Annotated in this window: 7 protein-coding genes and 1 pseudogene; 6 read left to right on the forward strand and 2 right to left on the reverse strand. The window is 71.5% G+C overall.

Going from position 1 to position 24630, the window contains the following annotated elements:
• Positions 1-866: 866 nt before the first annotated feature.
• Positions 867-16859, reverse strand: coding sequence for a type I polyketide synthase (locus tag OG559_RS22570; protein ID WP_405106673.1), 15993 nt, complete (start codon positions 16857-16859; stop codon positions 867-869).
• Between the two features lie 237 nt (positions 16860-17096).
• Here OG559_RS22570 and OG559_RS22575 point away from each other — a divergent pair, with 237 nt between their 5' ends.
• The 3 genes from OG559_RS22575 to infA all read left to right on the forward strand — a co-directional run bounded on the left by OG559_RS22575 (position 17097) and on the right by infA (position 18590).
• The gene (locus OG559_RS22575; protein WP_405106675.1) at positions 17097-17258 is read left to right on the forward strand and encodes a hypothetical protein; all 162 of its coding nucleotides are present in this window, start codon (positions 17097-17099) and stop codon (positions 17256-17258) included.
• A 487-nt stretch (positions 17259-17745) separates the two neighbouring features.
• On the forward strand, positions 17746-18378 hold the full coding sequence (locus tag OG559_RS22580) for a GNAT family N-acetyltransferase (protein ID WP_405106677.1): 633 nt from the start codon (positions 17746-17748) through the stop codon (positions 18376-18378).
• Positions 18366-18590: a translation initiation factor IF-1 gene (gene infA / locus OG559_RS22585; protein WP_387026116.1), complete on the forward strand. Its 225-nt coding sequence runs from the start codon at positions 18366-18368 to the stop codon at positions 18588-18590. Before OG559_RS22580 ends, infA begins: the two co-directional genes overlap by 13 nt.
• A gap of 211 nt (positions 18591-18801) precedes the next feature.
• Here infA and OG559_RS22590 read toward each other — a convergent pair.
• Positions 18802-19860, reverse strand: a pseudogene (locus OG559_RS22590) (IS630 family transposase); the annotation flags it as partial.
• 382 nt (positions 19861-20242) lie between these two features.
• On the opposite strand from OG559_RS22590, the gene OG559_RS22595 reads away from it, so the two are divergent.
• The 3 genes from OG559_RS22595 (at position 20243) to OG559_RS22605 (ending at position 24613) form a co-directional block, all read left to right on the forward strand.
• Positions 20243-21238: an acetamidase/formamidase family protein gene (locus tag OG559_RS22595; protein ID WP_405116891.1), complete on the forward strand. Its 996-nt coding sequence runs from the start codon at positions 20243-20245 to the stop codon at positions 21236-21238.
• Between the two features lie 42 nt (positions 21239-21280).
• On the forward strand, positions 21281-22849 hold the full coding sequence (locus OG559_RS22600; protein ID WP_405106679.1) for a class I adenylate-forming enzyme family protein: 1569 nt from the start codon (positions 21281-21283) through the stop codon (positions 22847-22849).
• Positions 22850-23038: 189 nt separating this feature from the next.
• Entirely contained in the window at positions 23039-24613 is a 1575-nt protein-coding gene (locus OG559_RS22605) for an ANL family adenylate-forming protein (protein WP_405106681.1), read from the forward strand.
• Positions 24614-24630: the final 17 nt, after the last annotated feature.

The following is a 24630-nucleotide window of genomic DNA, read 5'->3' on the forward strand; positions in this document are numbered from 1 at the left end:
CCCGGTTCCGTCCAGCGGCGCCCTGGCCAATCGTCGGGGTGGCTGCTGGACGCCGCCGCCAATTGCGCTCGCCGACGACTCGATCGATTAGCGCTTCACCGGTCGCGAAGGCCCCGGCAAAGTCGCGGAGTGTTCGATCCCGCCCGACGTTCATCCGCCTTCCGGGAATCCCGTTCCGCTCCTTGCGGATGACCCGAGATGCTGGCCAGGGCCCCGGTCTCACCGGCCCTCAGCTGTGTCTCCCCTCCCGTACCTGCCCCGGGAGGTCGCCGCTACGCCGCCCCGCACACCGGGCAGTCGGGCGGCGGCCTGACGAATGCCCCCACCCGGTCGGGGACCTACCCTTCAGCCCCTATGGAGCTGCCCCGTCCACGCTCCCACTCCACCGACAGCACAAACGGGGCAGCTCCAAAGGGACCAACGCAGGGCACGCCGACCCGGCAAAGGCCGATGCTGTCGGCAGCGCACGCAGCACCTGGAGCCTGCCAAACCGGAGACCCTCACGACCTTGCCGGGGCCCTGGGGGAAGGTTCCCTTCACGTTTCTGGTGTAGGCGACCAGCCACTCCCAGGCACAGACACCGCGAAGCAGCGCTGCCGGAAGAGACGGGCAGGTGAGTCGTGAGTGGTAAGGACGTTCTGTACTCCAGCCGTACTTGCCTGATCTGGAGTTTCGGCAGCTCATCGGCATGATCGACGCCCGGGTGGCACCGGCCGTGCAGCTGCGGGTGTCGATGCTATTCGTGCGGCGGGTGAGGTGGCCGCACTGTCCGTTTCGGTTGGACGGTGGTTAAGTCCTCGCCGTGCCCCACGACCAGCGGGGTCCCGACCACGGTGGGCAGCGCCCGTCCCGCCCGGCTCCGGCGATCAGCTGCCGGCGCCGAGTGCCCGCTCGATCAGACTGTCGACGTCCATGGCGTCGATGAGCTCGTCGTCGACCGCCTGCGCCGACTCGGGGCCCTCGTCGGAGGCCGCGGCCTCGCCCGCTTCGGCGTCGGCCAGCCCGAGCAACGCTTCGAGGACACCGGCCTCCTTGAACCGTTCGAACGGCACCGAGGCCAGGATCCGCCGTACGTCCTCCTCACGGGTGTCCACGTCGTTCTCGGCCCCGAGTAGTTCCGAGCGCAGGTATTCGACCACCGCCTGCGGGGTCGGATAGTCGAAGATCAGTGTGGCCGGCAGCCTCAGCCCGGTGGCGGTGATCAGGCTGTTGCGGAAGTTGACGGCCGCCAGCGAGTCGAAGCCGGCCTCCTGGAACGCCTGGGCCGGACCGACCCCGTCGGCGCCACTGTGACCGAGGACCGTGGATGCCTGGCTCCGCACCAGCCGGAGCAGGATCCGATCCTGTTCGGCGTCCCCGGCCGCGCGCAGCGAGGTCGTCAGCGACGAGGCGCTCTCCGTGGCGTCGTCGGAGGGCTGTGCCGCCTCGATCGCCGCCGCGGCCTCCGGCAGGTCGTCGAAGAGCGGGCTGGTGCGGGCAGAGGTGAACGGCACGATGAAGGCGCGCCAGTCCATGTCGGCGACGACCACCGATTCCGTGGCGGCCTGGATCGCCTGGTCCAGTGCGGCCATCGCCGTGTCGGGTGTCATCGGGATGACGCCGCGCCGCCGGAGCTGGGCCAGCGTCTCCTCGTCCATCCCCGCGCCGGCCGCGGTCAGCGCACCCCAGGCGATCGCCTGCGCCGGGACGCCGTCCGCTCGAAGGCGCCGCACCAGCGCGTCGAGGACCGCGTTCGCCGCGCCGGCGGCTGCTTGACCGCCGCCGCCCCAGATACCGGCGATCGAGGAGAAGACGACGAACGCGTCGAGCGGAAGTTCCGCCGTCAGCTCGCTCAGCCGGATTGCAGTGTCCACCTTGGCCCGGAACACCTCGGTGACCTCCACGTCACCGGTCTCGTCGATCGGTTTGGTCAGGGACAGGTCGGCAGCGTGGATGACCGCGGTCACCGGGTGGCCCGGAGCGTGAACGAGGCCGGCGAGCGCGTCCCGGTCGGTGTCCGCGCACGACTCGACGACGGTGCCGCTGGCCAGCCTCGCCAGCTCGTCGCGCAGTGACTCGACGCTCTCGCCGGGCTCGCCCTCGCTGGTCGTGACCACCAATCGCTCCGCGCCTGCCTGCGCCAGCCACAACGATACGTACCGGCCGAGGCCCTCCGCACCGCCGGTGACCAGGACCGTCCCCCGCGGCCGCCAACGCCGTTCGCTCCCGGCCGGACCGGTGGCCCGCCGCAGCCGCCGGACGTGGACGCCGGACCGCCGGATCGCGACCTGGTCCTCACCGGACGCCCCGCTCAGCACGCCGAGCAGGTGCCGGACGGCCCGGCCGTCCGGTTCGGCGGGCAGATCGATCAAGCCGCCCCAGCGGTCCAGGCGCTCGAGTGCGGCCGCCCGGCCCAGGCCCCACACCGCCGCCTGGGCCACGTGGGCCGCCCCGGCGGCGGCGTCGCGGGCATCGACGCTGACCGCGCCCTGGGTCAGGCACCACAGGGGCGCGGTGGCGCCGGCTGCGGCGAGCGCCTGGATCAGGGTCAGGGTGGCGGTGGTGAGCGCGACCGGGTCCGGCCGGTCGCGCTCGGTCCGATCAGGGAGTGCCAGCAGGGACAGGATTCCGATCACCCCGTCGTCGGCCAGGACTCCGCCGAGCCGGCGGGTGAGCCCGTCGGTGGACAGGCCGGGTTCCACCGCGCAGGGCACCACGTCGAGGCCGTTGGCCCGCAACTGGTCGAGCAGACCCTCGCGGGAGCCGTCTGCGGACTCCGGCGTGATGACGAGCCAGCGACCGGCAGGCACACCCAGGGCCTCGCGCTGGGGCGGGACCCAGCCGATCGCGTACCGGAGTTTCGCCGAGACCGACCAGGTCTCGCGTGCCCTCCGCCAGTCGGCGATGGCCGGCAGCACCGCGTCCAAGGCCTCGCTCTGGTCGGCGGACAGTTCGAGCATGGTGGCCAGAGCCGCCGGATCGGCGTCCTCGATCGCGTTCCAGAAGCCGGCATCCGTCGCCTGGCCGCCCGGTCCGTCATCGTCGGGAGCGGCTTCGGTCAGCCAGAAGTGCTGGCGGTCGAAGGCATAGGTGGGCAACTCGGCCGTGTGCCGGGTCCGGTTCGCCGGCAGTGCCGAGCTCCAGTCGATCGGCACACCGCCGACGAAGAGCCGCGCGGCCACGGCGAGGAACGATGCCGGACCATCGGCGTCCCGGCGCAGCGTGCCGGAGACGATCGGTCGCCCGGCGCCGCGGGGCCGGGCGACCGAGTCCGCGTCGTCGATGACGTCGGTCAACGGCTGCACCAGGACCGGATGCGCGCTGACCTCCAGGAAAACTCCGAAACTCTGGGTCAGCAGGCTCGCCACGGCCGGGCCGAAGCCGACCGGCTGCCGCAGGTTCTGATACCAGTAGTCCGCGCCGAGCAGGTCGCCACCCTCGATCCAGCCACCGGTCACCGTGGAGTAGAACGGAATGCGCGGAGGCTGGGTGTCGATTCCGCTCAACGCCGTCGCGAGGACGTCCTCGATGCGCTCGACGTGGCGGGTGTGCGAGGCGTAGTCCACCGGCACCTTGCGGGTCCGTACGCCCTCCCGCGTCAAGGACTCCAGAGCCTCGGCCAGCGACTCCTCGTCGCCGGCGATGACCACCGAGGACGGGCCGTTCACCACGGCCACCTCGAGCCGGCCGGGCCAGGCGGCCAGCCGGTCGTTCGCCTCGCCCGCGCCGAGCATCACCGACGCCATGCCGCCCCGGCCGGACAGTGTGGTCGCGATCGCCTGGCTGCGCACCGCGACGACGCGGGCCGCGTCGGACAGCGACAGGGCACCGGCGACGCACGCCGCCGCGATCTCCCCCTGGGAATGGCCCACCACCGCGTCGGGCCGCACGCCCACCGACTCCCAGAGCGCGGCCAGGCCGACCATCATCGCGAAGCTCGCCGGCTGGACGACGTCCACACGATCGAGGGTCTGTTCGTCCACCTCGCCGCGCAGGACATCGGTCAGCGACCAGTCCACCCAGGGTTCGAGCGCCCGCGCGCACTCGTCGATCCGCGCCCGGAAGACCGCCGAACTGTCCAGCAGCGCGCGCCCCATGCCGGTCCATTGCGATCCCTGGCCCGGGAAGACGAGAACCAGCCGGCCGGGTGCTCCGGAACCGACCACGCTGCCCGTGGTCAGGTTGGGTGCCACCTCGCCGCGGGCGAGCGCGGCGAGGCCGGTCAGCGCCTCGTCTCGCGAGCCGGCCAGCACGACCGCTCGCTCCGGCAACGTCGCCCGGCCGTGCACCAGGGCGTCGGCCATCGCCGGCAGCGCCGGTCCGCCGGTCTGAGCGGGGCTGTCCAAAGACGTCCGCAGCCGGGTGGCCTGCGCGGCGAGTGACCGGACGCTCTTGGCGGACACCACCAGCGGCACGACCTTCGTCGCGAGCCCCTTCACCGGGTCCGAATCCTCGGACGGGGCGGTCGCGGCCTCCTCGGACGGGGCCTGCTCGAGGATCAGGTGCGCGTTGGTTCCGCTGGCGCCGAACGCGGAGACGCCGACCCGTCGGGGCCGACCGGTCTGCGGCCACTCCCGCGGCTCGGTCAGCAGGGCAAGGGTGCCGGCCGACCAGTCCACCTGTCCGGTCGGTTCCTCGACGTTGATGGTCGGCGGCAGCACTCCGTGCCGCAGCGCCTCGACCATTTTGATCACGCCGGCCACGCCGGCGGCCGCCTGGGTGTGCCCGATGTTGGATTTCAAGGACCCGAGCCACAGCGGCTGCTGCGCATCCCGGGCTTTCCCGTACGTGGCGAGCAACGCCCCCGCCTCGATCGGGTCGCCGAGTACCGTGCCGGTCCCGTGGGCTTCCACCGCGTCGACGTCGGCCGGACCCAGCCCGGCCGAGGCGAGTGCCCGCCGGATCACCCGTTGCTGCGCCACCCCGTTCGGTGCGGTCAGCCCGTTCGACACCCCGTCGGAGTTGACCGCCGACCCGCGAACCGTGGCCAGCACGCGATGGCCACGCTGCCGGGCCACCGAGAGCCGCTCCAGGAGCACGACGCCGACACCCTCCGACCAGCCGGTGCCGTCCGCGGCGGACGAGAACGCCTTGCACCGGCCGTCGGCGGAGAGCCCGCGCTGGCTGGAGAACTCGACGAACGCCTCTGGGCTGGCCATCACCGTGGCCCCGCCGGCCAGCGCCATCGTGCATTCGCCCAGGCGGAGCGCCTGCGCGGCCTGGTGGATCGCGACCAGCGAGGACGAGCACGCGGTGTCCAGGGTCACCGCGGGCCCCTCGAAGCCGAAGACGTACGCGATCCGGCCCGAGGCGACGCTCGGCGACGTGCCGGTCATGACGTATCCCCGGACCTCCTCGGGAATCCGGCTCAGCCGGGTCGCGTAGTCGTGGTGCACGATCCCGGTGAACACACCGACCTCTTCGCCCCGGGCGGACAGCGGGTCGATGCCGGCCCGCTCCATGGCCTCCCAGGACGCCTCCAGGAGCAGCCGTTGCTGCGGGTCCATGGCCAGCGCCTCGCGCGGGGAGATCCCGAACAGCCCGGGGTCGAACTGGGCGGCGTCGTAGAGGAAGCCACCCGACCGGGTGTAGGTGGTCCCGGGGTGCGCGGGATCCGGATGGTAGAGCCCGTCGGTGTCCCAACCCCGGTCGGCGGGGAAGCCGGAGACCGCGTCGCGTCGCTCGATGACCAGCCGCCACAGGTCGTCCGGGCTCTCCACGCCGCCGGGCAGCCGTACGCCCATGCCGATGATCGCGATGGGCTCGTCGGGGTCGGCCACGGGCGCCGGAGCCCGATCGGTCACCTCGGCGACCTCGCCGGACATCTCGCTCGCCAGGTGCGCCGCCAGGACCCGCGGCGTCGGATGGTCGAAGACGGCCGTCACCGGCAGATCGACGCCCGTGAGGTCACGCAGCCGGTTGCGCAGCCGGACGCCGCCCAGCGAATCGAAGCCCAGACTCTTGAACGACTGGTCGTCGTCCATCGCGTCGAGATCGGCCCGCTGGTAGCCCACCACGACCGCCACCGACTCCCGGACCACCTCGAGCGCGACCCGTTCGCGTTCGTCCCGGGACCGGTCCGCCAACCGGGCGGCGACGCTCTTCTGAGCGTCCTCCTGGCCGCCGGTCGGCCCGGCCGTGACCGCGGGGACCGCATCGCCGAGCGGTGCCTGGTCGAGCCAGTACCGCCGGCTCTGGAACGCGTAGGTCGGCAGCTCGGTGGCCAGGGCCGAGGCGGATCCGGCCGGCCGGCCGACGACTGCGGGCCAGTCCAGGGCCACGCCGCGGACGTGCAGTTCGCCCAGGGCCGCCACCGCGTCGGCGACTTCCGCGCCGTCCGAGCGCAGCGTCGCGACGCAGGACACCCTCGACGATTCCAGGCTCTCCGACGCCATCGTGGTGAGCACGCCCCCCGGCCCGAGCTCCAGGAAGGTCGTCACACCCTGATCGCGCAGCGAGGTGACCGCGTCCCCGAACCGGACCGTGGCCCGCACCTGCTCGACCCAGTAGTCGGCGGTGGCGAACCGCTGTCCGGCGTCCGGCCGGCCGGTGACCGTGGACACGACGGGCACCCGGCCCGGCCGGTAGGTCAGTGACTCGGCGACCTCCCGGAACCCGGCGAGCATCGGCCGCATCAGCGGCGAGTGGAAGGCATGGCTCACCGGCAGCCGGCGGGTCTTGTGGCCGAGCTGGGCGAGATCGCTCGCCACCCACAGCACGGCCACCTCGTCACCGGACAGCACCAGCGACCGGGCGCTGTTGACCGCCGCGACGCCGACGACGCCGGGTGCCTCCACGAGCGACGGTGTCACCTCGGCCTCGCTCGCCTGGACGGCGACCATGGCTCCGCCGGCAGGCAGCGCCTGCATCAGCCGGGCCCGCGCGGCGACCAGCTTTCCCGCGTCGGCCAGGTCGAGCACCCCGCTGACGTGCGCGGCGGTGATCTCTCCGATGGAGTGGCCAGCGACCAGGTCCGGGCGTAGTCCCCACGACTCGTAGAGCCGGTACAGGGCGGTTTCCAGAGCGAACAGGCCGGCCTGGGTGTAGATCGTCTGATCGATCAGCCGGCCGTCCTCCGCGCCCGGGGCGGCGAAGACGACGTCGGACAGCGGCGCCGTGGCATGACCGGCCCAGTGCTTCTCGACAGCCTGACAGGCGTCGGTGAACGCCTCGGCGAAGACCGGGAAGGCGGCCGCGAGGTCCCGGCCCATGCCGGGCCACTGACTGCCCTGCCCGGTGAACAGCACGGCCAGCTTGCCGTCGACCGGGGCGCCACCGATGGCCGGCGCGGAACCCTCGGCCAGGCTGCGCAGATCGCCGACCAGCTCGTCGCGGTGCCGGACCACCAGGACCGCCCGCCGGTCGAGCTGCGCCCGGCCGGTGGCCAGCGCGAGGGCGATGTCGGCGGGCTCCAGCTCCGGCCGCGATGCCACGAAGTCCGCCAGCCGGCCGGCCTGGGCCCGCAGCGCGGCGGGGGTGCGGCCGGAGACCGGAACCGGTACGCAGAGGCCGTTCGAGGGCCGATCCAGGGCGAGGTCCTCGGTCATCTCGTCGGCGTCGTGCCTGGCGGTCTCCTCGCCGGCCTCCTCCAGGATGACGTGGGCGTTGGTCCCGCCGATGCCGAACGACGACACACCGGCCCGGCGCGGCCGTCCGGCAAGGGGCCAGTCGTGGCGTTCGGTGAGCAGCCGGACCGCGCCCGCCGACCAGTCCACGTGCGTCGACGGCCGGTCGACGTGCAACGTCCTCGGCAGGACGCCGTGCCGCATCGCCAGCACCATCTTGATCACGCCCGCGACGCCGGCCGCGGCCTGGGTGTGGCCGATGTTCGACTTCACCGACCCGAGCCAGAGCGGGCGGTCGGCCGGCCGGTCCCGGCCGTAGGTCTCCAGCAGCGCCTGCGCCTCGATCGGGTCGCCGAGCGTGGTCCCGGTGCCGTGCCCCTCGACGACGTCGACCTCGTCGCCCCGCAGTCCGGCCGCGGCGAGCGCCTTGCGGATCACACGCTGCTGCGACGGGCCGTTCGGCGCGGTGAGGCCGTTGGAGGCGCCGTCGGAGTTCACCGCCGTCCCGCGGACCAGGGCCAGCACCCGGTGGCCCCGCGCACGGGCCTGGGACAGCGGCTCGACCAGAAGCAGCCCGACCCCCTCCGACCAGCCGGTACCGTCGGCCGCGTCGGCGAACGCCTTGCAGCGGCCGTCGGGGGCGAGCCCCCGCTGCCGCGAGAACTCGACGAAGGTCTCCACGGTGCCCATCACCATCACGCCGCCCGCCAGCGCCATCGAGCACTCGCCGTTCCGGATGGCCTGCACGGCCAGGTGCAGAGTCACCAGCGAGGACGAGCAGGCGGTGTCCACGGTGATCGCCGGGCCCTCCAGGCCCAGGTGGTAGGCCACCCGTCCGGAGATGACGCTGCCCGAGCCGCCGGTCAGGCGGAAGCCCTCCACGCCGGACGCGTGGTGCGTGAGCACGGTCCAGTCGTGGCTGTTGACCCCGACGAACACGCCGACGTCCTGGGCGGCCAGGCCGTGCGGGTCGATGCCGGCCCGTTCGAGCAGCTCCCACGAGGTCTCCATGACCAGCCTCTGCTGCGGGTCCATCGCCAGTGCCTCCTGCGGCGAGATGCCGAAGAAGGCGGCGTCGAACGCGCCGGGGTCGTCGAGGAAGGCGCCGTGGCGGACGTAGGTGGTGCCGGGGTGGTCCGGGTCGGGATCGAACAGCCGGTCGGTGTCCCAGCCACGGTCGGTGGGGAACTTGGTGACCGTGTCGGTCTCCGCAGCGAGAATCCGCCACAGGTCCTCGGGGCTGCGTACGCCGCCGGGGAACCGGCAGGCCATCGCGACGATGGCGATCGGCTCCTCGGCCGTCGCCCTCGGCTCCGCGGTGGCCGGCCGGGTCTGGGCCTGCGCGTCGTCGAGGAGCTTGGCCTGCAGGTGGGCCGCCAGTGACCGGGGCCGCGGGTAGTCGAAGATCATCGCGGGGGACAGGGTCAGCCCGGTCTCGGCAGCGAGCCGGTTGCGCAGTTCGAGCGCGGTGAGCGAGTCGAAGCCCGAGTCCTTGAACGTCCGGTCGAGCCGGATCGCGTCGGTGCTCGCATGGCCGAGGACGAGGGAGCACTGCCGGCGGATCAGGTCGACCAGGGCGTCGAGCTGCTCCGCCGGGGGCAGCGCGCTGATCCGGCCGGACGAGGAGGCCGGCGCCGCCGGAGCCGGCCGCACGGTCGCACCGGCCGGGGTGACCGGCTGCCCAGCCGGTACCAGACCGCGCAGCACGGACGGCACCCGCGAGCCATCGGCCGCCTGGAGCGCGGCCGGGTCGAACCCGGCCGCGACCACGGCCGCGCCGGCGTCGTCGCCGGCCCGCAGGGCCTGGTCGAACAACGCCATCCCGTCGCCGTCGGACAGGCCGATCATGCCGACGTCCCGGTTCCGCCGGTGGTCGGCGTGGCTGAGGTGGCGGGTCAGGCCGCTGGCCCGATCCCAGTAACCCCAGGCGATCGAGACCGCCGCCAGGCCGGCGTGCCGCCGTTCCCGCGCCACGGCGTCCAGTGCCGCGTTGGCTGCGGCGTAGTTGCCCTGCCCCGGGTTGCCGAGCACGCCCGCGGCCGAGGAGTAGAGGACGAAGGCGGCGAGATCGAGGTCGCGGGTGAGGTCGTCCAGGTGTCGGGCCGCGTCGACCTTCGCCCCGAACACGGCGTCGACGCGGTGCGGGTCGAGCTCGGTGATCACCGCGTCGTCCAGTACCCCGGCGGTGTGCACGACCGCGGTCAGCGGGTGTTCCGCTCCGACCGTGGCCAGCAGCGCCGTTACCTGCTCGCGGTCCGCCACATCGGCGGCCACGAGCCGGACGGTCGCGCCGAGCCCGGCCAGTTCGTCGTGCAGCGCCGCAGCGCCGCCGGCTTCGGGGCCGCGACGGCTGGCCAGGATCAGCCGGCGGACACCGTGCTCGGCGACGAGGTGCCGCGCGGTCACCGCCGCGAGCGTTCCGGTGCCACCGGTGATCAGCACAGTGCCGCCGGGGTCGAGCGGCCGGGACGCGGGTGCGGGCGCGACCGGCCGCAGCCGCGCCAACCGGGGCACGAGCACCCGGCTGTCCCGGAGCCTCAGCTGTGGTTCACCGCTCCGTACGGCCGCGATGACGGAGGCGGTCGCCCGGGCCGCCTGGTCGGCGGCCACCAGCACGAGCCGGCCCGGGTGCTCCGACTGGGCGGACCGGACCAGCCCCCAGACGGCGCTGGTGGCGATCCCGTCGTCGTCCTGCGTGACGATCACGAGCCGGGCGTCGTCCTCGCCGGGCCGGGCGAGGAACGCCTGGATCAGCTCGAGCACCTCGACGACCGCCGCGCGCGGGTCGCCGTCCGAGACGTCGGCCTCGTGGATCAGCAGGGTCGCCGGCGCGTCGGCGATCCCGGCGGCATCGGTCACGTAATGGGCGGCGGGGCCGGGCGCCGAGGTGTCCCGGGGCATCGGATGGTCGACCCAGTCCAGGCGGAAGAGGTCCGCGGTGGACGCGCGCTGCCCGGCGACCAGCTCGGCCACCGCCAGCACCGGCTGCCCGGCCGGATCGGTCAGCTCGACGCGGAAGGCCAGCCCGTCCCCGGCGGACGTGGACCGGACGCCGGCAGTGTCGGCCCCGGGCGCCAGGAGCCGGACGCCTCGCCAGGTCCTCGGCCGCTGATCGGGGGAGAGGACGGTCCGGACCGCCGCGTCGAGCAGTGCCGGGTGGATGCCGTAGCGCTGCGCGTCCGGCCGCTCGGCGTCGTCGAGAGCGACCTCGGCGGCGGGTACACCGGCGACCTCGGCGGCGGATCGAGCCGCCGGTGTCACGGTGCCGGTGGCGTGCGGCGTCCACTCCTCGGCGGCGCCCGCGCCGGACGGACCCGAGTAGACCGTCAGCGACCGCCGGTGGGCAGCGTCCGGCTGCCCCACGAGGATCCGTACGTCGAGGCTGCCGTGGCGGGGCAGCACGACGGCCCGGTCGATGGTCAGCTCCTCGACGACCGGGGCGCCGGCCAGGTCACCCGCCCACAGCGCCAGCTCGACGAGGGCCGCCTCGGGTACCTCGACCGCGCTCTCGTCGCCGTTCGACCAGGGCAGGAGCGACGCGGACCACCGCCCGGTCGCGACCAGGCCACCGGAATCGGGCAGCCGGACGAGCGCGCCGAGCAGCGGGTGCCCGGCGTCGTCCAGGCCGAGGCCGGACGCGTCGGCGGCCGCCACCGGACGTCGCCAGAACCGCCGCCGCTCGAACGGGTAGGTCGGCAGGTCGATCCACGCGGCCTCGCCGGCCGCCGGGAGCAGGCTGCGCCAGTCCACCGGGACGCCGCGGACGAACAGCTCGGCCATCGAGCGCGCCAGGCGGCCGATTCCGCCGTCGTCCCGGCGCAGCGAACCGGCGACGACCGCTTCCGAGCCCGCCTCGTGGACGGCCTCGGCGACCGGCTGGACGAGCACCGGGTGGGGGCTGACCTCGACGAACGCGCCGAAGCCCTGCTCCAGGAGGCGGTCGATCGTCGGACCGAACCGGACCTGGTGCCGCAGGTTGCGGTACCAGTAGTCGCCGTCCAGCGCACCGTCGGCCCGGCCCGCGGTCACGGTCGAGTGGAAGGGCACCGCGGGCTCGGCGGGCGACAGCCCAGCCAGCGCCACCGCCAGACGCTCCCGGACAGCCTCGACCTGGTCGCTGTGCGATGCGTAGTCGACTGCCACCCGCCGTACGTCGACACCGGACTCGGCCAGTTCGCGCAATGCCTCGGTCAGGGCCTGCGGGTCACCGGAGAGCACCACCGAGGACGGGCCGTTGACTGCGGCGACCTGCACCCGGCCGTCCCACTTCGCCAGCCGCGCCGTCGCGTCGGAGGCGTCGAGGCGTACCGAGGCCATGCCGCCCCGGCCGGACAGGGTCTCGGCGATCATCTGGCTCCGGACCACGACGACCCGCATGGCGTCATGTAGCGACAGCGCCCCGGCGACGTAGGCCGCGGCGATCTCGCCTTGCGAGTGGCCCACCACCGCGTCGGGCCGCACCCCGGCCGACGCCCACAGCGCGGACAGTCCGGCCATCATCGCGAAGCTCGCCACCTGGATGACGTCGACGCGTTCCAGCAGTTCCTGGTCGGCCTCGCCGCGCAGCACGTCGATCAGCGACCAGTCTGCCCACTCGGTCAGCAGCCGAGCGCACTCCTGAACGACCTCGGTGAACGCGGGGGAGGTGTCGAGCAGTTCACGGCCCATCCCGGCCCACTGCGCGCCCTGCCCCGGGAAGATCAGCACGACGCCGGACGACGCGTCGGAGGTGGCGCTGTCGCGCACGACGAGGGGACTGGCCTCGTCACGGGCCAGTGCGCGCAGACCCGCCAGCGCCTCGTCCCGGGAGCCGGCCAGCACGACCGCGCGATCGTCCATGGTCGTCCGCCGGGAGGCCAGCGCCACGGCGACGTTGACCCACGACGACTCGTCGGCGGTCTGGATCAGCGAGACCAGCCGGTCCGCCAGCCGGTTGAGCGCCCGCGCTCCGCGGGCGGACAGGATCAGGGGCACGATCCGGGGCGCCGGCGGCGCCGGCGGCCGGACGGCCGGCTGCCGGGGTGCTTCCTCCAGAATGACGTGGGCGTTCGTTCCGCTCAGGCCGAAGCTGGAGATTCCCGCGCGACGAGGACGCCCACGGTCCGGCCAGGGCCGGCTTTCCGTCAGCAGCGCGACCGCGCCGGACGACCAGTCGACGCGCGATGTCGGCTCGTCCACGTTGAGCGTCGCCGGCAGCACGCCGTACCGGAGCGCCTGGACCATTTTGATCACGCCGGCGACGCCGGCTGCGGCCTGGGTGTGGCCGATGTTCGATTTGAGTGAGCCGAGCCACAGGGGCTGGTCGGTGTCCCGGTCCCGGCCGTAGGTGGCCAGCAACGCCTCGGCCTCGATCGGGTCGCCCAGAACGGTCCCGGTCCCGTGTCCCTCCACCGCGTCAACGTCCGCAGGACCCAGATTGGCCGATGTCAGTGCCTGCCGGATGACCCGTTGCTGCGCCTCACCACTCGGTGCGGTGAGGCCGTTCGACGCGCCGTCGGAGTTCACCGAGGAGCCGCGCAGCACGGCCAGGATCCGGTGCCCGTTGCGGCGGGCATCGCCGAGGCGTTGCAGGACCAGCACGCCGGCGCCCTCCGCCCACGCGGTGCCGTCGGCAGCCGAGGCGTAGGACTTGCACCGGCCGTCAGCGGCCAGTGCCCGCTGCCGCGAGAACTCAACGAACGACTGAGGGGTGGCCATCACCGTGGCCCCGCCGGCCAGGGCCAGCGAGCACTCGCCGCGGCGCAGCGCGTGGGCAGCCAGATGTAGCGAGACCAGCGACGACGAGCACGCCGTGTCCACGGTGATCGCCGGTCCCCGCAAGCCGAGCAGGTAGGAGATCCGGCCCGACGCGACGCTGCCCGCGGTTCCGGTCGTCTGGAAGGCTTCGAGCTCCTCGGGCACGGGACCGGTGGTGCCGTAGCCCTGCTCCATCAGGCCGACGAAGACCCCGGCGTCGGCCCCCCGCAACGACGAGGCGGCGATGCCCGCGTGCTCCAGCGCCTCCCACGAGGTCTCCAGCAGCACCCGCTGCTGCGGGTCCATGGCGAGCGCTTCGCGCGGGGAGATCCCGAAGAAGTCGGCGTCGAACTCCGCCGCGCCGTCGAGGAACCCGCCCCGGTCGACATACGAGGTCCGGGCGCGGCCCGGGTCGGCGTCGAACAGGCGCTCCAGGTCCCAGCCACGGTCGGCCGGGAAGGGCCCGGACGCCTCCCGACCCTCGCTGACCAGATTCCACACGTCGTCCGGTCCGGTGATTCCACCCGGCAGCCGGCAGGCCATCCCGATGATCGCGATCGGCTCGTCGGTCCCGGACGGCGAGCCGACGGCGGTGTCGGTGGCCGTGTCGGTGGTCCTGTCGCCGACCAGTTCGGTGTGCAGGAACGCGGCCAGCGCGCGCGGCGTCGGATGGTCGAACGCCGCTCCGGTCGGCAGCTTCAGACCGGTCCTGGCCATCAGCCGCGTACGCAGCTCGACGATCGCGGCCGAGGCGCATCCGAGATCCCGGAAGGTCCGGTCGGCCGGGACGCCGGCGGTGCCGGGCCGGTTGAGCGTCGCCGCGGTCTCGTCGCGGACCAGGGCCTGAAGCAGTGCATGTTGCGCGTGCCGGTCCAGGCGGCCCAGTTCCGCCCGGAGGGCGGACGTCGTGTCGTCGAGTCGGTCAAGGACGAGCGGCTCCGGAAAGCTGTCACGCAGCAGAGCGGGCACGCCCGCCCCCGGCTCCGGCCGGCGCGGACGCAGGGCGAACAGCGGCGCCGGATCCGAGGTGGTGAGGAGCGTGTCGATCGCGAACAGCCCGTCCCGCGCCCAAGACGAGCCCGGAGTGTCCCCGGCCGGTTCGCACCAGGTCAGCACCGCGCCGGCCAGTCCACGCCGACGGCGATCGTGGACCACGGCATCCACCATGGCCGCCGCGACCGCTCGGCCGGGGTCCGCCGTCTTGGTGACCTCGTACGGGTCGGCGATCGCGATGAACGAGGTCCGATCGGAGTCCACGGCGGTGCTCAGCCTCCTGGCCAGCTCCGAGTCGCCGTCGGCGAGGATCACTGCGGCGGCGGGGCCCGGTGAGATCGTGGACTCCCACTCAGCAGCGGCGGCGTCCCCGCTGGGGATCAGCAGCAGTCGCTCGTTCGGGTGGACGGAGGCCAGGTGGCGTGCCACCGCGGCGCCGCGTACGGTGTCCGCGCCCGTCAGCACTACGACACCGTCGGCGCCTGACCACGAATCTCGCATCGCACGATCCGGGACCGCCTGGCGGGTCAGCCGGGCCACCAGAAGCGCGCCGGACCGCAGCGCCCAGCGCGGTTCGTCGCGCAGGACCGCGTACGGCACGGCGTCGATCGGCGATTCGTCGTCCAGGTCGACCAGGATTGCTCGGCTCCCCAGAACCCGGCCCGTCGCGGCCGCGAACATGGCCTGAGCCGGGTCGGCCGGCTCATCCTCGGCCGACACCGTCACCGCCTGCCGGGTCAGGAGGACCAGCTGCCCCGATCCGACTCGAGCGGCCCAGGCCGTCACCTCTTCGACCAACTGCCGGGTCTCGGCGCATCGCTCCGCCCAGGTGCCCGGCGTTTCGGGCGCGAGCAGGACCGTCATGTCGGCGGCGTCGGCCGTGGCCAGATCGGCGTGACAGGAGGACGAACCCACGGCCGCGGCGAGGCCGGCCGCGGCCGAGCCCACGAACGCCCAGGTCGTCGGCGCAGGGCTGGCGGTGCCGTGAGACGGCGCGGGCACCCATTCCAGGCGCAGGACTCCGTCGTGCAACCCGCTTGCCGTGTACCGCAGCACGGCGGGCTGATCGGCCAGCCGGCGGCGCTGGATCTTTCCCGACGCGGTCCGCGGAACGGTGATTACCTCGTAGACCTCTTCGGGAACCTTGAACGTGGACAGCTCCCGGCGGCACCGTTCGATCACGGCACCCACCTCGACGCCCGACGGATCCGTGACCACATAGGCGACGGGCACCTCGCCCAGCACCTCGTGCGGCCGGCCGGCCACGCCGACGTCGGCAATCCCCGGAGCGACGCGAAGGACCGCCTCGATCTCCTCCGGATGGACGTTCTCGCCGCCCCTGATGATCAGATCGCTGATCCGGCCGCAGATGGTGAAATAGCCGGCGGTGTCCCGGCGGGCGAGGTCACCCGTGCGATACCAGCCGTCCCGGAACGCCGCTGCGGTCGTCTCCGGTTTGTTGTGGTAGCCGGACGTCACGTTCGGTCCGCGCACCCAAACCTCGCCCTCGACGCCGACCGGCACGTCGCGGCAGGTCTCCGGGTCGACGATCCGGACATCCACCCCGGGCACCGGAAGCCCGCACGACCCGTCGACGCGGACGCCTCCCGGCGGGTTCATGGTGATCGCGCCGCACGTCTCGGTGCTGCCGTACGCGTCGACCAGCGGCACCCCGAAATCCTCGCGGAAGGACCGGCATAGTTCGGGACCGGCGACCGCGCCCCCGACCAGCCCGATCCGTAGATCCGGCAGGGCGATCCGGCGCTGCCGCCGCGCCTCCAGGATGTAGTGATAGGTGGCCGGCACACCCGCCACAAAGGTGGCCCGGGTGTCCCGGGCGGCCTCCAGGAACTCGTCCCCGGAAGGGCTGTCCATGATCCGGGCGGTCGCGCCGACCACGGTCACCGCCAGCACGCACGCGATATGGGAAAGGCTGTGGAACAACGGCAGCGGCCACAGCACGCGATCGTCCGCCGACAGTCCCGGGATCGGAACGTAGCTCGCCGCGACCGAGTACAAGCAGTTGCGCTGGCTGGAGAGCACTCCCTTCGGTTCTTTGGTGGTCCCGGAGGTGTAAAAGATCCACGCCGTTTCACCCAGACCCAGGTCGTCTGGGGCGGCTACCGCCGGTTCGCTCGCGGCGAGCTTCTGGTAGGCGTGGACCGACGTGTGCGCGGGTGCGTCGCCGGTCACCAACAGGCGCGCGTCGGGGGCCAGGGACGGCGAGCGCAGGAAGCCCGCCACGTGCACGGGGTCGGTGATGACGACGGCCGCCGCGCTGTCGGCCAGGAAATAGTCCAGTTCGGAGCCGGTGGACGCGGGGTTGACCGGTACCCCGACCGCGCCCGCACGAAGGATGGCGAGGTAGCTCTCGATCGTCTCCACGCTGTTGCGTAGGCAGATCAGCACCCGGTCGCCACGCCGCACACCGAGGCCCATCAGATGTCCGGCCAGCCGCCGGGTCCGCGCCTCCAGATCGCCGTACGTGACCGCCCGCTTGTCGTCCTGGAAGGCGACCTTCTCGCCGAAGCTGTCCGCGTGCTCCCGCAACACCAGGGGGAGGGCTCTGATCAGTTCGGCGCGCACGAATCACACGTCCTCTCGTAGAGCGGACCCGGTCGGGCACCGGATGGGCGAAACCCGTCGGCCCGCATTCGGAGGCTAGAAGCGGCCGTGCTGACCGGGCATCCCTCAGCCTGGTAAACGCCTCACCGGAAAAGCCGTGGGCGGTGAGGCGACAGTTCCGGCTGTCACCTCACCGCCCACGTCCTGTCAGCTCTGCGGCCGTCCGCAGGTGAAGAAGGCCTGCGGCGGAGCCGTGGCATGCGCGCCGGCGCAGGCTTGCACCGCGGCGGGCAGCGCCTTCAGCTGGACTGCGGCGAGGTGCAGGGCGAGCGGGTCGGCGATGGTGGGGACGAGCAGGCCCTGCTCCTCGTCCTCGTCTTCGACGTCCGCCTCGGTGAGAACCCCCCCGTGGCCTGCTGATCACGTGTGCGTGGCAGTCGTGCAGCACCCGGCTGAGGTCGCTCAGCGCGTTGCGTCCCAGGCCGCGCCCGGGGGTGGCCACGGTGGTCATCACGCTCTCGCCTCAATCTCCGTCCCGCCGGGGCCAACGGCCTCAGGGCCGCGAGAAGTCGGCTGTTGAACGACTCCTTACGAAGGGACCCGGACTCTGTTCAAAAGCCCTTTCGTGAAAGGGTGTGGCTCCCTGAGGGGTTCTACACCCAGCCTGAGGGGTTGTATACCCAGGCGATTGCGCGCGACGACGCCTGGTCTGGTAACGTTCAGCCTCGGCCGTGACAGACCCTTGAGGAGGTGAGACCCGTGAATGCTGGTTCGATGATGTGGGTGCTCCCCCTACCGGTCACGGCAGGCGATTGACGGAGACGTCGCAGGAGCGCCCCAAAGGCACTCCTGAAAGGCGACAGTTATTTACGTCACTACGCATCCCATCCCAGACCCCGTGAGGCCCGTGATCACGAGGGTCGCGGCAGATCAGTGGCACGCCGTTGAAGACGACTTGGTGGTCGGCCGCGGCGACACCATGCGCAGGCCCGACGGGCGAATGTTCATCAGCATCGACGCATGGCACGACGCGGTCTTCGACCGGCTGGCCGGCGCCATGCTGGCGGAACTGCCAGCGCCGCTACACACGATGGTCGACGCCGACGACTCGGATACGACCTCGAACTGGCGGCGGGCTGGCTTCGCCACCCAGCGACGTGAGCGGCAGTACCTGCTGGTGCCCATCGAAGCGCAGACCACCGCCCGGCCCCCGACCGGGGTGACTCTCACAGGCGGCGAGGGTGTTTTCCACGCCGAGGTCGAGGGCGCCGAGGTTGGTGTGATCCGGGTTCTGCCGCTGATGCGGGAGGACGGGACGCCGCGGATAGGGCGGTTCGTTTCCATCGAGGTCCGTGCCGACCAGCGGCGCCGTGGCATCGGCCGGGCGCTGCTGGTGCACGCGCTGGGTGCCCTGCACGCTGGCGGGTTCGAAATCGCGACAGTCGACGTCGACGAAACCGACGTCGCAGCGATTTCGCTGTTGGAGGGCGTCGGCGCCCGTCGCGCGAGCAGTAGCCTGGAGTTGATATGGCAAAAGTAAACCGGGGTATCGAAGTCAACGGCATCGTCGTCGAGTGCCTGAAAGACGCCCGCTTCAGGGTGCAGCTCGACAACGGGCACAAGGTGCTTGTGCACATCAGCGGGAAGCTCCGCAAGAACTTCATCAAGATCATGCTGGAGGACAGGGTGCTGGTGGAGCTGAGCCCCTATGACCTGACCCGCGGCCGGATCACCTACCGGTACCGGATGTAGAAGCCGGCAGAACATGCCAAGACGGGAGCGGTGCGGATCCTCCCAGGGGATCCGCACCCTTCGATGAGCGTCTGCGTCAGCCAGTTCACGGTGTCGCGTCGCTGGGACCTTTTGCGACCCCTGATGCGGTAAGACCGGGTACGCCGGGATGGCAGACCTCGGATACCGGGTTGTGACCTAGCGTCCTGCGCCGGAGATTCGCCGACGAAATTCGTGTGAGTGATTCGAGGACCTCTCCGGCTGTCTTGGTCCAGATGAACGGGCGTGGGTTGCTGTTCCAGTCAGCGATCCATGCCCGAATATCCGTTTCGAGGGACTGCACGCTCTTGTGGGCGCCGCGGGGGATCCTCTGGTTGGTGAGGTGGCCGAACCAGCGTTCGACCTGGTTGATCCAGGACGAGCCGGTCGGGGTGAAGTGCATGTGGAACCGGGGATGTTTCGCGAGCCAGGCCCGCACTGCCGGGGTCTTGTGGGTGCCGTAGTTGTCGCAGACGAGGTGCACATCCAGCTCGGCCGGTACCGCCTTGTCGATCGTGGTCAGGAACTTTCTGAACTCGACGGCGCGGTGCTGGCGATGCAATTCGCCGATCACCGCGCCGTCGGCGATGTTGAACGCGGCGAACAGACTGGTGATCCCGTTACGGGCGTAGTCCTGGGTGCGCCGTTCGGGCATGCCGGGCATCATCGGCAGGACCGGCTGGGACCTGTCGAGGGCCTGGATCTGGCTCTTCTCGTCGACACAGAGCACGACGGCCCGCTCGGGCGGGTTGTGGTACAGGCCGACGACGTCAACGACCTTTTCGATGAACAGCGGGTCCGTGGACAGTGTGAACGTCTCGGCACGGTGGGGCTTGAGGCCGAACTCCCGCCAGATCCGTCCGATCGTGGACTTCGACAATCCCGACTTCTCGGCCATCGATGTGCGCGACCAGTGGGTGGCGTTACGCGGGGTCTGCTCCAACGTCGTGACCACGACGTCCTCGACCCGGTCGAGGCTGATCGACGGCGGGCGGCCCGGGCGCTGCTCGTCCATCAGCCCGTCGAGCCTCAACGTCAGGAACCGCCGCCGCCACTTACCCACCGTGGACACGTGGACTCCGAGATCCCTTGCGACGTCGGTATTCGACGCACCTTCGGCGCAGGCCAGGACGATCCGTGAACGCATCGCCAGGACCTGCGACGACTTCGCCCGCCGTGACCACCGCGTCAACGTCGCCCGCTCTTCGTCGGTCAGCGTCAGCGGCGCGGTGGGACGCCCGGTTCTCGGCATCCCACCACCGTACCCACTTATCAGGCGAATTTCCGGCGCAGGACACCAGTCGAGCATCAGGCGGAGTTCAACAAGAAGCTCGCCGGTATCCGCGCTGCCGTCGAGCGCGCGGTAGCCGACTTCAAGTGCTGGCGGATCTTCCCCGAGGAGGGCGGGCGTCTCCGCGCCCTCATCGAGGATTTCGTAGAGTCCCTTACCGCCATGGCCGGACTACAATTCTGCATTCATGTCCGTGACAATCTGATGATTCTGTTGTCGCACTCTATCGACCTGGCCGGAAGTCTGCGGTGCGCCCTCATCAGTCAGGTTGGTAGTATTTCCGGCGACGCTCGGACTTCCTTGCCTGGCCTATCTTCGGCTGCCTAGCGTAGCAGTCGTGACGATGCATACGGTTCAGTCCACACTGGCCACGGTCCGGCCGGGAATCCTCGATTCCGGCGCCGCGCCGGCCGCCAAGATCGAACCCGGCGACGAGGTTCTCTATCCGGACACCTGGACGAACTGGCAGAACCAGCTGCGGTACGGCATGTCGTCGGCCGACCGTGCGCGGCTGCGCAAGGAGTACCCGGGCTGCCCGTTCCAGATCATCGGCCCGGTCGAGGTGACCGGTGCCGAGCCCGGCGACGTCGTCGAGTGCCGGTTGACGGAGTTGCGGCTGAGCGACTGGGGCGGGAACGCCTTCCCGACCCGGGCCGGCGCGTTGCCGTACGACTTCGACGAGCCGTACTTCCACGACTTCCGGTTCGACCAGACCCGGACCCGAGCCGACTACGTCCACGGGATCTCGCTGCCGCTCGACCCGTTCGCCGGCATCATCGCGGTCGAACCGCCAGGCGACGAGCAGGTGAGCGCGCTGGTCGGCGGCGTGCACGGCGGCAACCTGGCACTTCCCGAGCTCACCGTGGGTTCGTCGCTGTTTCTTCCCGTGGCCAAGCCGGGGGCCCGGATCTGGATCGGTGACGTGCACGCCTTGCAGGGTGACGGGCTGGTCGACCAGACCGGTCTGAAGTCGACGGCCGAGCGCCTGCGGATGCGGTACGACCTCCACAAGAACGTCGGCTTGACCCGGCCCCTGGCCGAGACCGACACGCACTGGGTCGGCATCGGACTGGCCGACAGCCTGGAGGCCGCGCTGGTCGACTGCCTGCGCGCAATGATCAGCTGGTTCAGCGCGGCATCCGGCGTCACCCGCGCCGAGGCCCACGCACTGTGCAGCATGGCGGCGAGCTTCCGGATCACCCAGTACGCGGACCAGAGCGAGATCCACCACGTCGATGTTCCCCTGCCGCCCAAGGGCGTGCACGCCCTGCTGCGCAAAGACATCTTTCCGGCCGACCTGCGTACCCGGGTCAACCGTTGGCTGCGTCCCGCGGCCTGACGCGATTCAACTTTTTCCCGGACAGGAAGGCGAAACCGGGTGATGAGTACGACGCATGTGCATTATGTCCAGCAGTTGCTGACCCGTTTCGATGCCGATCCGGATCGCGTTGCGTTGGTCAGCAGGGGTGTGCTTCTCACCGCGGGGGAGTTGGCCGAGGCCACCCGCCGGGCCGCGGCCGTGATGGGCCACCACGGCATCAGCCGTGGCGACGTCGTCTGCATTCTGACCGAGCCGAACACCGCCGCCACGCTGATCCTGCGGTGGGCGGCGGACCTGGTGGGGGCGACCGCCGCGCACGTGCGCGGGATGAACGCGGTGGTGCCCGATGACGAGTTGCGGGTGGAGTTGCAGCGCGCGGTCGTCGCGGATCTCGGCGCACGGATGCTGGCGGTCGATCCGGCCAACGAGGAGCGGGCGCGGGATCTGGTGGTGAACGCGGCTGATCGGCCGATTCTCGCCGTGTTGGGCTCCGGGCAGCCGGACACTGTGGACCTGACCGCGGGTTCCGGTGCTGGTGTGGGTCCGTGTGCGGACATCGCCGACGGTGACCTCGCGTTGATCACGCAGACCAGTGGGTCGAGCGGCCTGCCGAAGGGTGTCTGCTGGACCTTCGGGGTCAAGAACGAGATGGCCACGTCGGCCGCCGGCCGCAGCGTCCGGACGAACCTCCTGATCACCGCACCGCTCACCCATTCCAGCGGATTCGGCGCGGACGACACGCTCGTCACCGGTGGCATGGTCGTGCTGCACAACGGCTTCGACGCGGGGGCCGTGCTGCGCGCGGTCGCCGAGTACCGCATCGGCCGGCTCATTCTCGGCACTCCGCAGGTGTACGCGCTCGCCGAGCATCCGGACCGGGCGGGCACCGACCTGTCCAGCTTGACCGAGCTGATCTACACCGGCAGCCCCGGGGCACCGCTCCGGCTGCGCGAGGCCCGGGAGATCTTCGGTCCGGTGCTGATCCAGGTGTACGGCACGACCGAGACCGGCGTGCTCACCATGCTCATCCCGGACGATCACGGCGACCTGCGCGCGTGCGGCACCGTCGGCCGGCCGTTGAACCCCGAAGCGCTGAGCATCCGGGACCCGGAGACCGGCGCGGCGCTGCCCGCCGGCGAGGTCGGCGAGGTTTGTGCGAAGCCACGCTGGCCGATAGCCGGCTACTGGCACGAGCCGAAGCTGACCGCGGCGCTCGTCCGTGCTGGCTGGGTGCGCACCGGCGACCTCGGGCACCTCGACGCCGACGGCTACCTGCACCTGAGCGGCCGGATCGCGGACATGATGAAGGTCAAGGGTCTCCGCATCCACCCCGAGGCCGTCGAGAGGGTGCTGAGCCAGGCACCCGGCGTGTCCCAGGTCGCGGTGTGCGGCGTGGAGGACCCCGACCGCGTGGAGCGGATCTACGCCGCTGTCGTGCCGAAGCCCGGTGCGGACCCGGACCCTCAGGAGTTGCGCCGTCATGTCGCCGAGGCACTGTCCGACAACCACGTTCCCAGCTTGATCGAAATCCGCCAGGAACTGCCGGTGACCGGCCCGGGCAAACCCGATCGGGTCCAACTGCGGGCCGATGCCCGCGCGGCACTGAACTGGCCCGTCTCCCGGGTCTAGGGGCGATTCAGCCTTCCCGGGAAACGTCGGGCCGCCTCATTCGCGGTGACCACGTGCAGTCAATGTGAGGGATGGTTACCGTGGCACTCGCCGGTTAGTCTGCGATTTATCTCGCTCGGCCAATGGTCATCGCATTTTTCCCGGACAGGAAGGCGACACCGGGTGATGAGTACGACGCATGTGCATTATGTGCAGCAGTTGCTGACCCGTTTCGATGCCGATCCGGGTCGCGTTGCGTTGGTCAGCAGGGATGTCCTCTTCACCGCGGGGGAGTTGGCCGATGCCACCCGCCGGGCTGCGGCTGCGATGGGCCGCCACGGCATCAGCCGCGGTGACGTTGTCTGTGTTTTGACCGAGCCGAACGCCGCCGCCACGCTGATTCTGCAGTGGGCGGCCAACCTGGTGGGGGCAACCGCCGCGCATGTGCGCTGGGTGAATCCGGTCGGGCCCGACGACGAGTTGCGGTTGGAGTTGCAGCGCGCCTTCGGTGCGGGTGTAGGTGTGCGGATGCTGGCGGTCGATCCGGCCAACGAGGAGCGGGCGCGGGATCTGGTGGTGAACGTGGCCGGTCGGCCGATTCTGGGGGTGCTGGGCGCCGGGCAGCCGGACACCGTGGATTTGACTGCGGGTTCCGGTGCTGGTGTGGGTCCGTGTGCGGACGTCGTCGACGGTGACCTCGCGGTGATTACCCAGATCAGGCTGTTGAGCGGCCGGAATGGCGTTTGCTGGACCTTCGGGGTCAGGAACGCCATGGTCTCGGCGGCACCGTGCCTGCCACCCATGGCTGGCGCGAGCGCCACCGGCCGCAGCGGCCGGACAAACCTCCTGATCACCACACCGCTCATCCATTCCGACGTGTTCGCCGCGGACGACACGCTCGTCAGCGGTGGCATGGTCGTGCTGCACAACGGCTTCGACGCGGGGGCCGTGCTGCGTGCGGTCGCCCAGTACCAGATCAGCCGGCTCGCTGTCGGCACTCCTCAGGTGTACGCCCTCGCCGAGCACCCGGACCGGGCGGCCACCGATCTGTCCAGCCTGACCGAGCTGTTCCACACGGGAAGTCCGGCGGCGCCGCAGCGGCTGCGTGAGGCCCGGGAGAGTCTCGGTCCGGTGCTGATCCAGGTGTACGGCACGACCGAGGCCGGGGTGCTCACCATGCTGGCCCCCGACGATCTCGGCGACCTGGACGCCGGTGGGACGGTCGGCCGGCCGGTGGATCCCGAGGGGCTGAGCATCAGGGACCCGGAGACGGGCGCGGCGCTGCCCGTCGGCGATCTCGGCGAGGTCTGTGCGAAGCCACGCTGGCCGTCGGCCGGCTACTGGCATGAGCCCAACCTGACCGGGCAACTCGTCCGTGACGGCTGGGTGCGCACCGGCGACCTCGGGTGCCTCGACGCCGATGGTTACCTGCACCTGAGCGGCCGGATCGCGGACATGATGAAGGTCAAGGGCATCCGCATCCACCTCGAGGCGGTGGAGAGGGTGCTCAGCCGGGCCTCGGGCGTGTCCCAGGCCGCAGTGTGCGGGGTCGAGGACGCCAATCGGGTGGAGCACATCTACGCCGCCGTCGTGCCGGAACCCGGCGTCGTCGTGGACCTCCAGGAGTTGCGCCGTCATGTCGCCGAGGCCCTGTCCGACAACCACGTCCCCAGCTTGATCGAGATTCGCCGGGGACTACCGAAGACCGGCTGGGGCAAACCCGATCGGGTCCAACTGCAGGCCGCTGCCCGCGCGGCACTGACCCGCCTCGTCTCCCCGGTCTAGGGGACCGGATGGATCTC

This window comes from Micromonospora sp. NBC_01405, assembly GCF_045040155.1.
In the GTDB taxonomy this organism is placed as follows: domain Bacteria; phylum Actinomycetota; class Actinomycetes; order Mycobacteriales; family Micromonosporaceae; genus Micromonospora.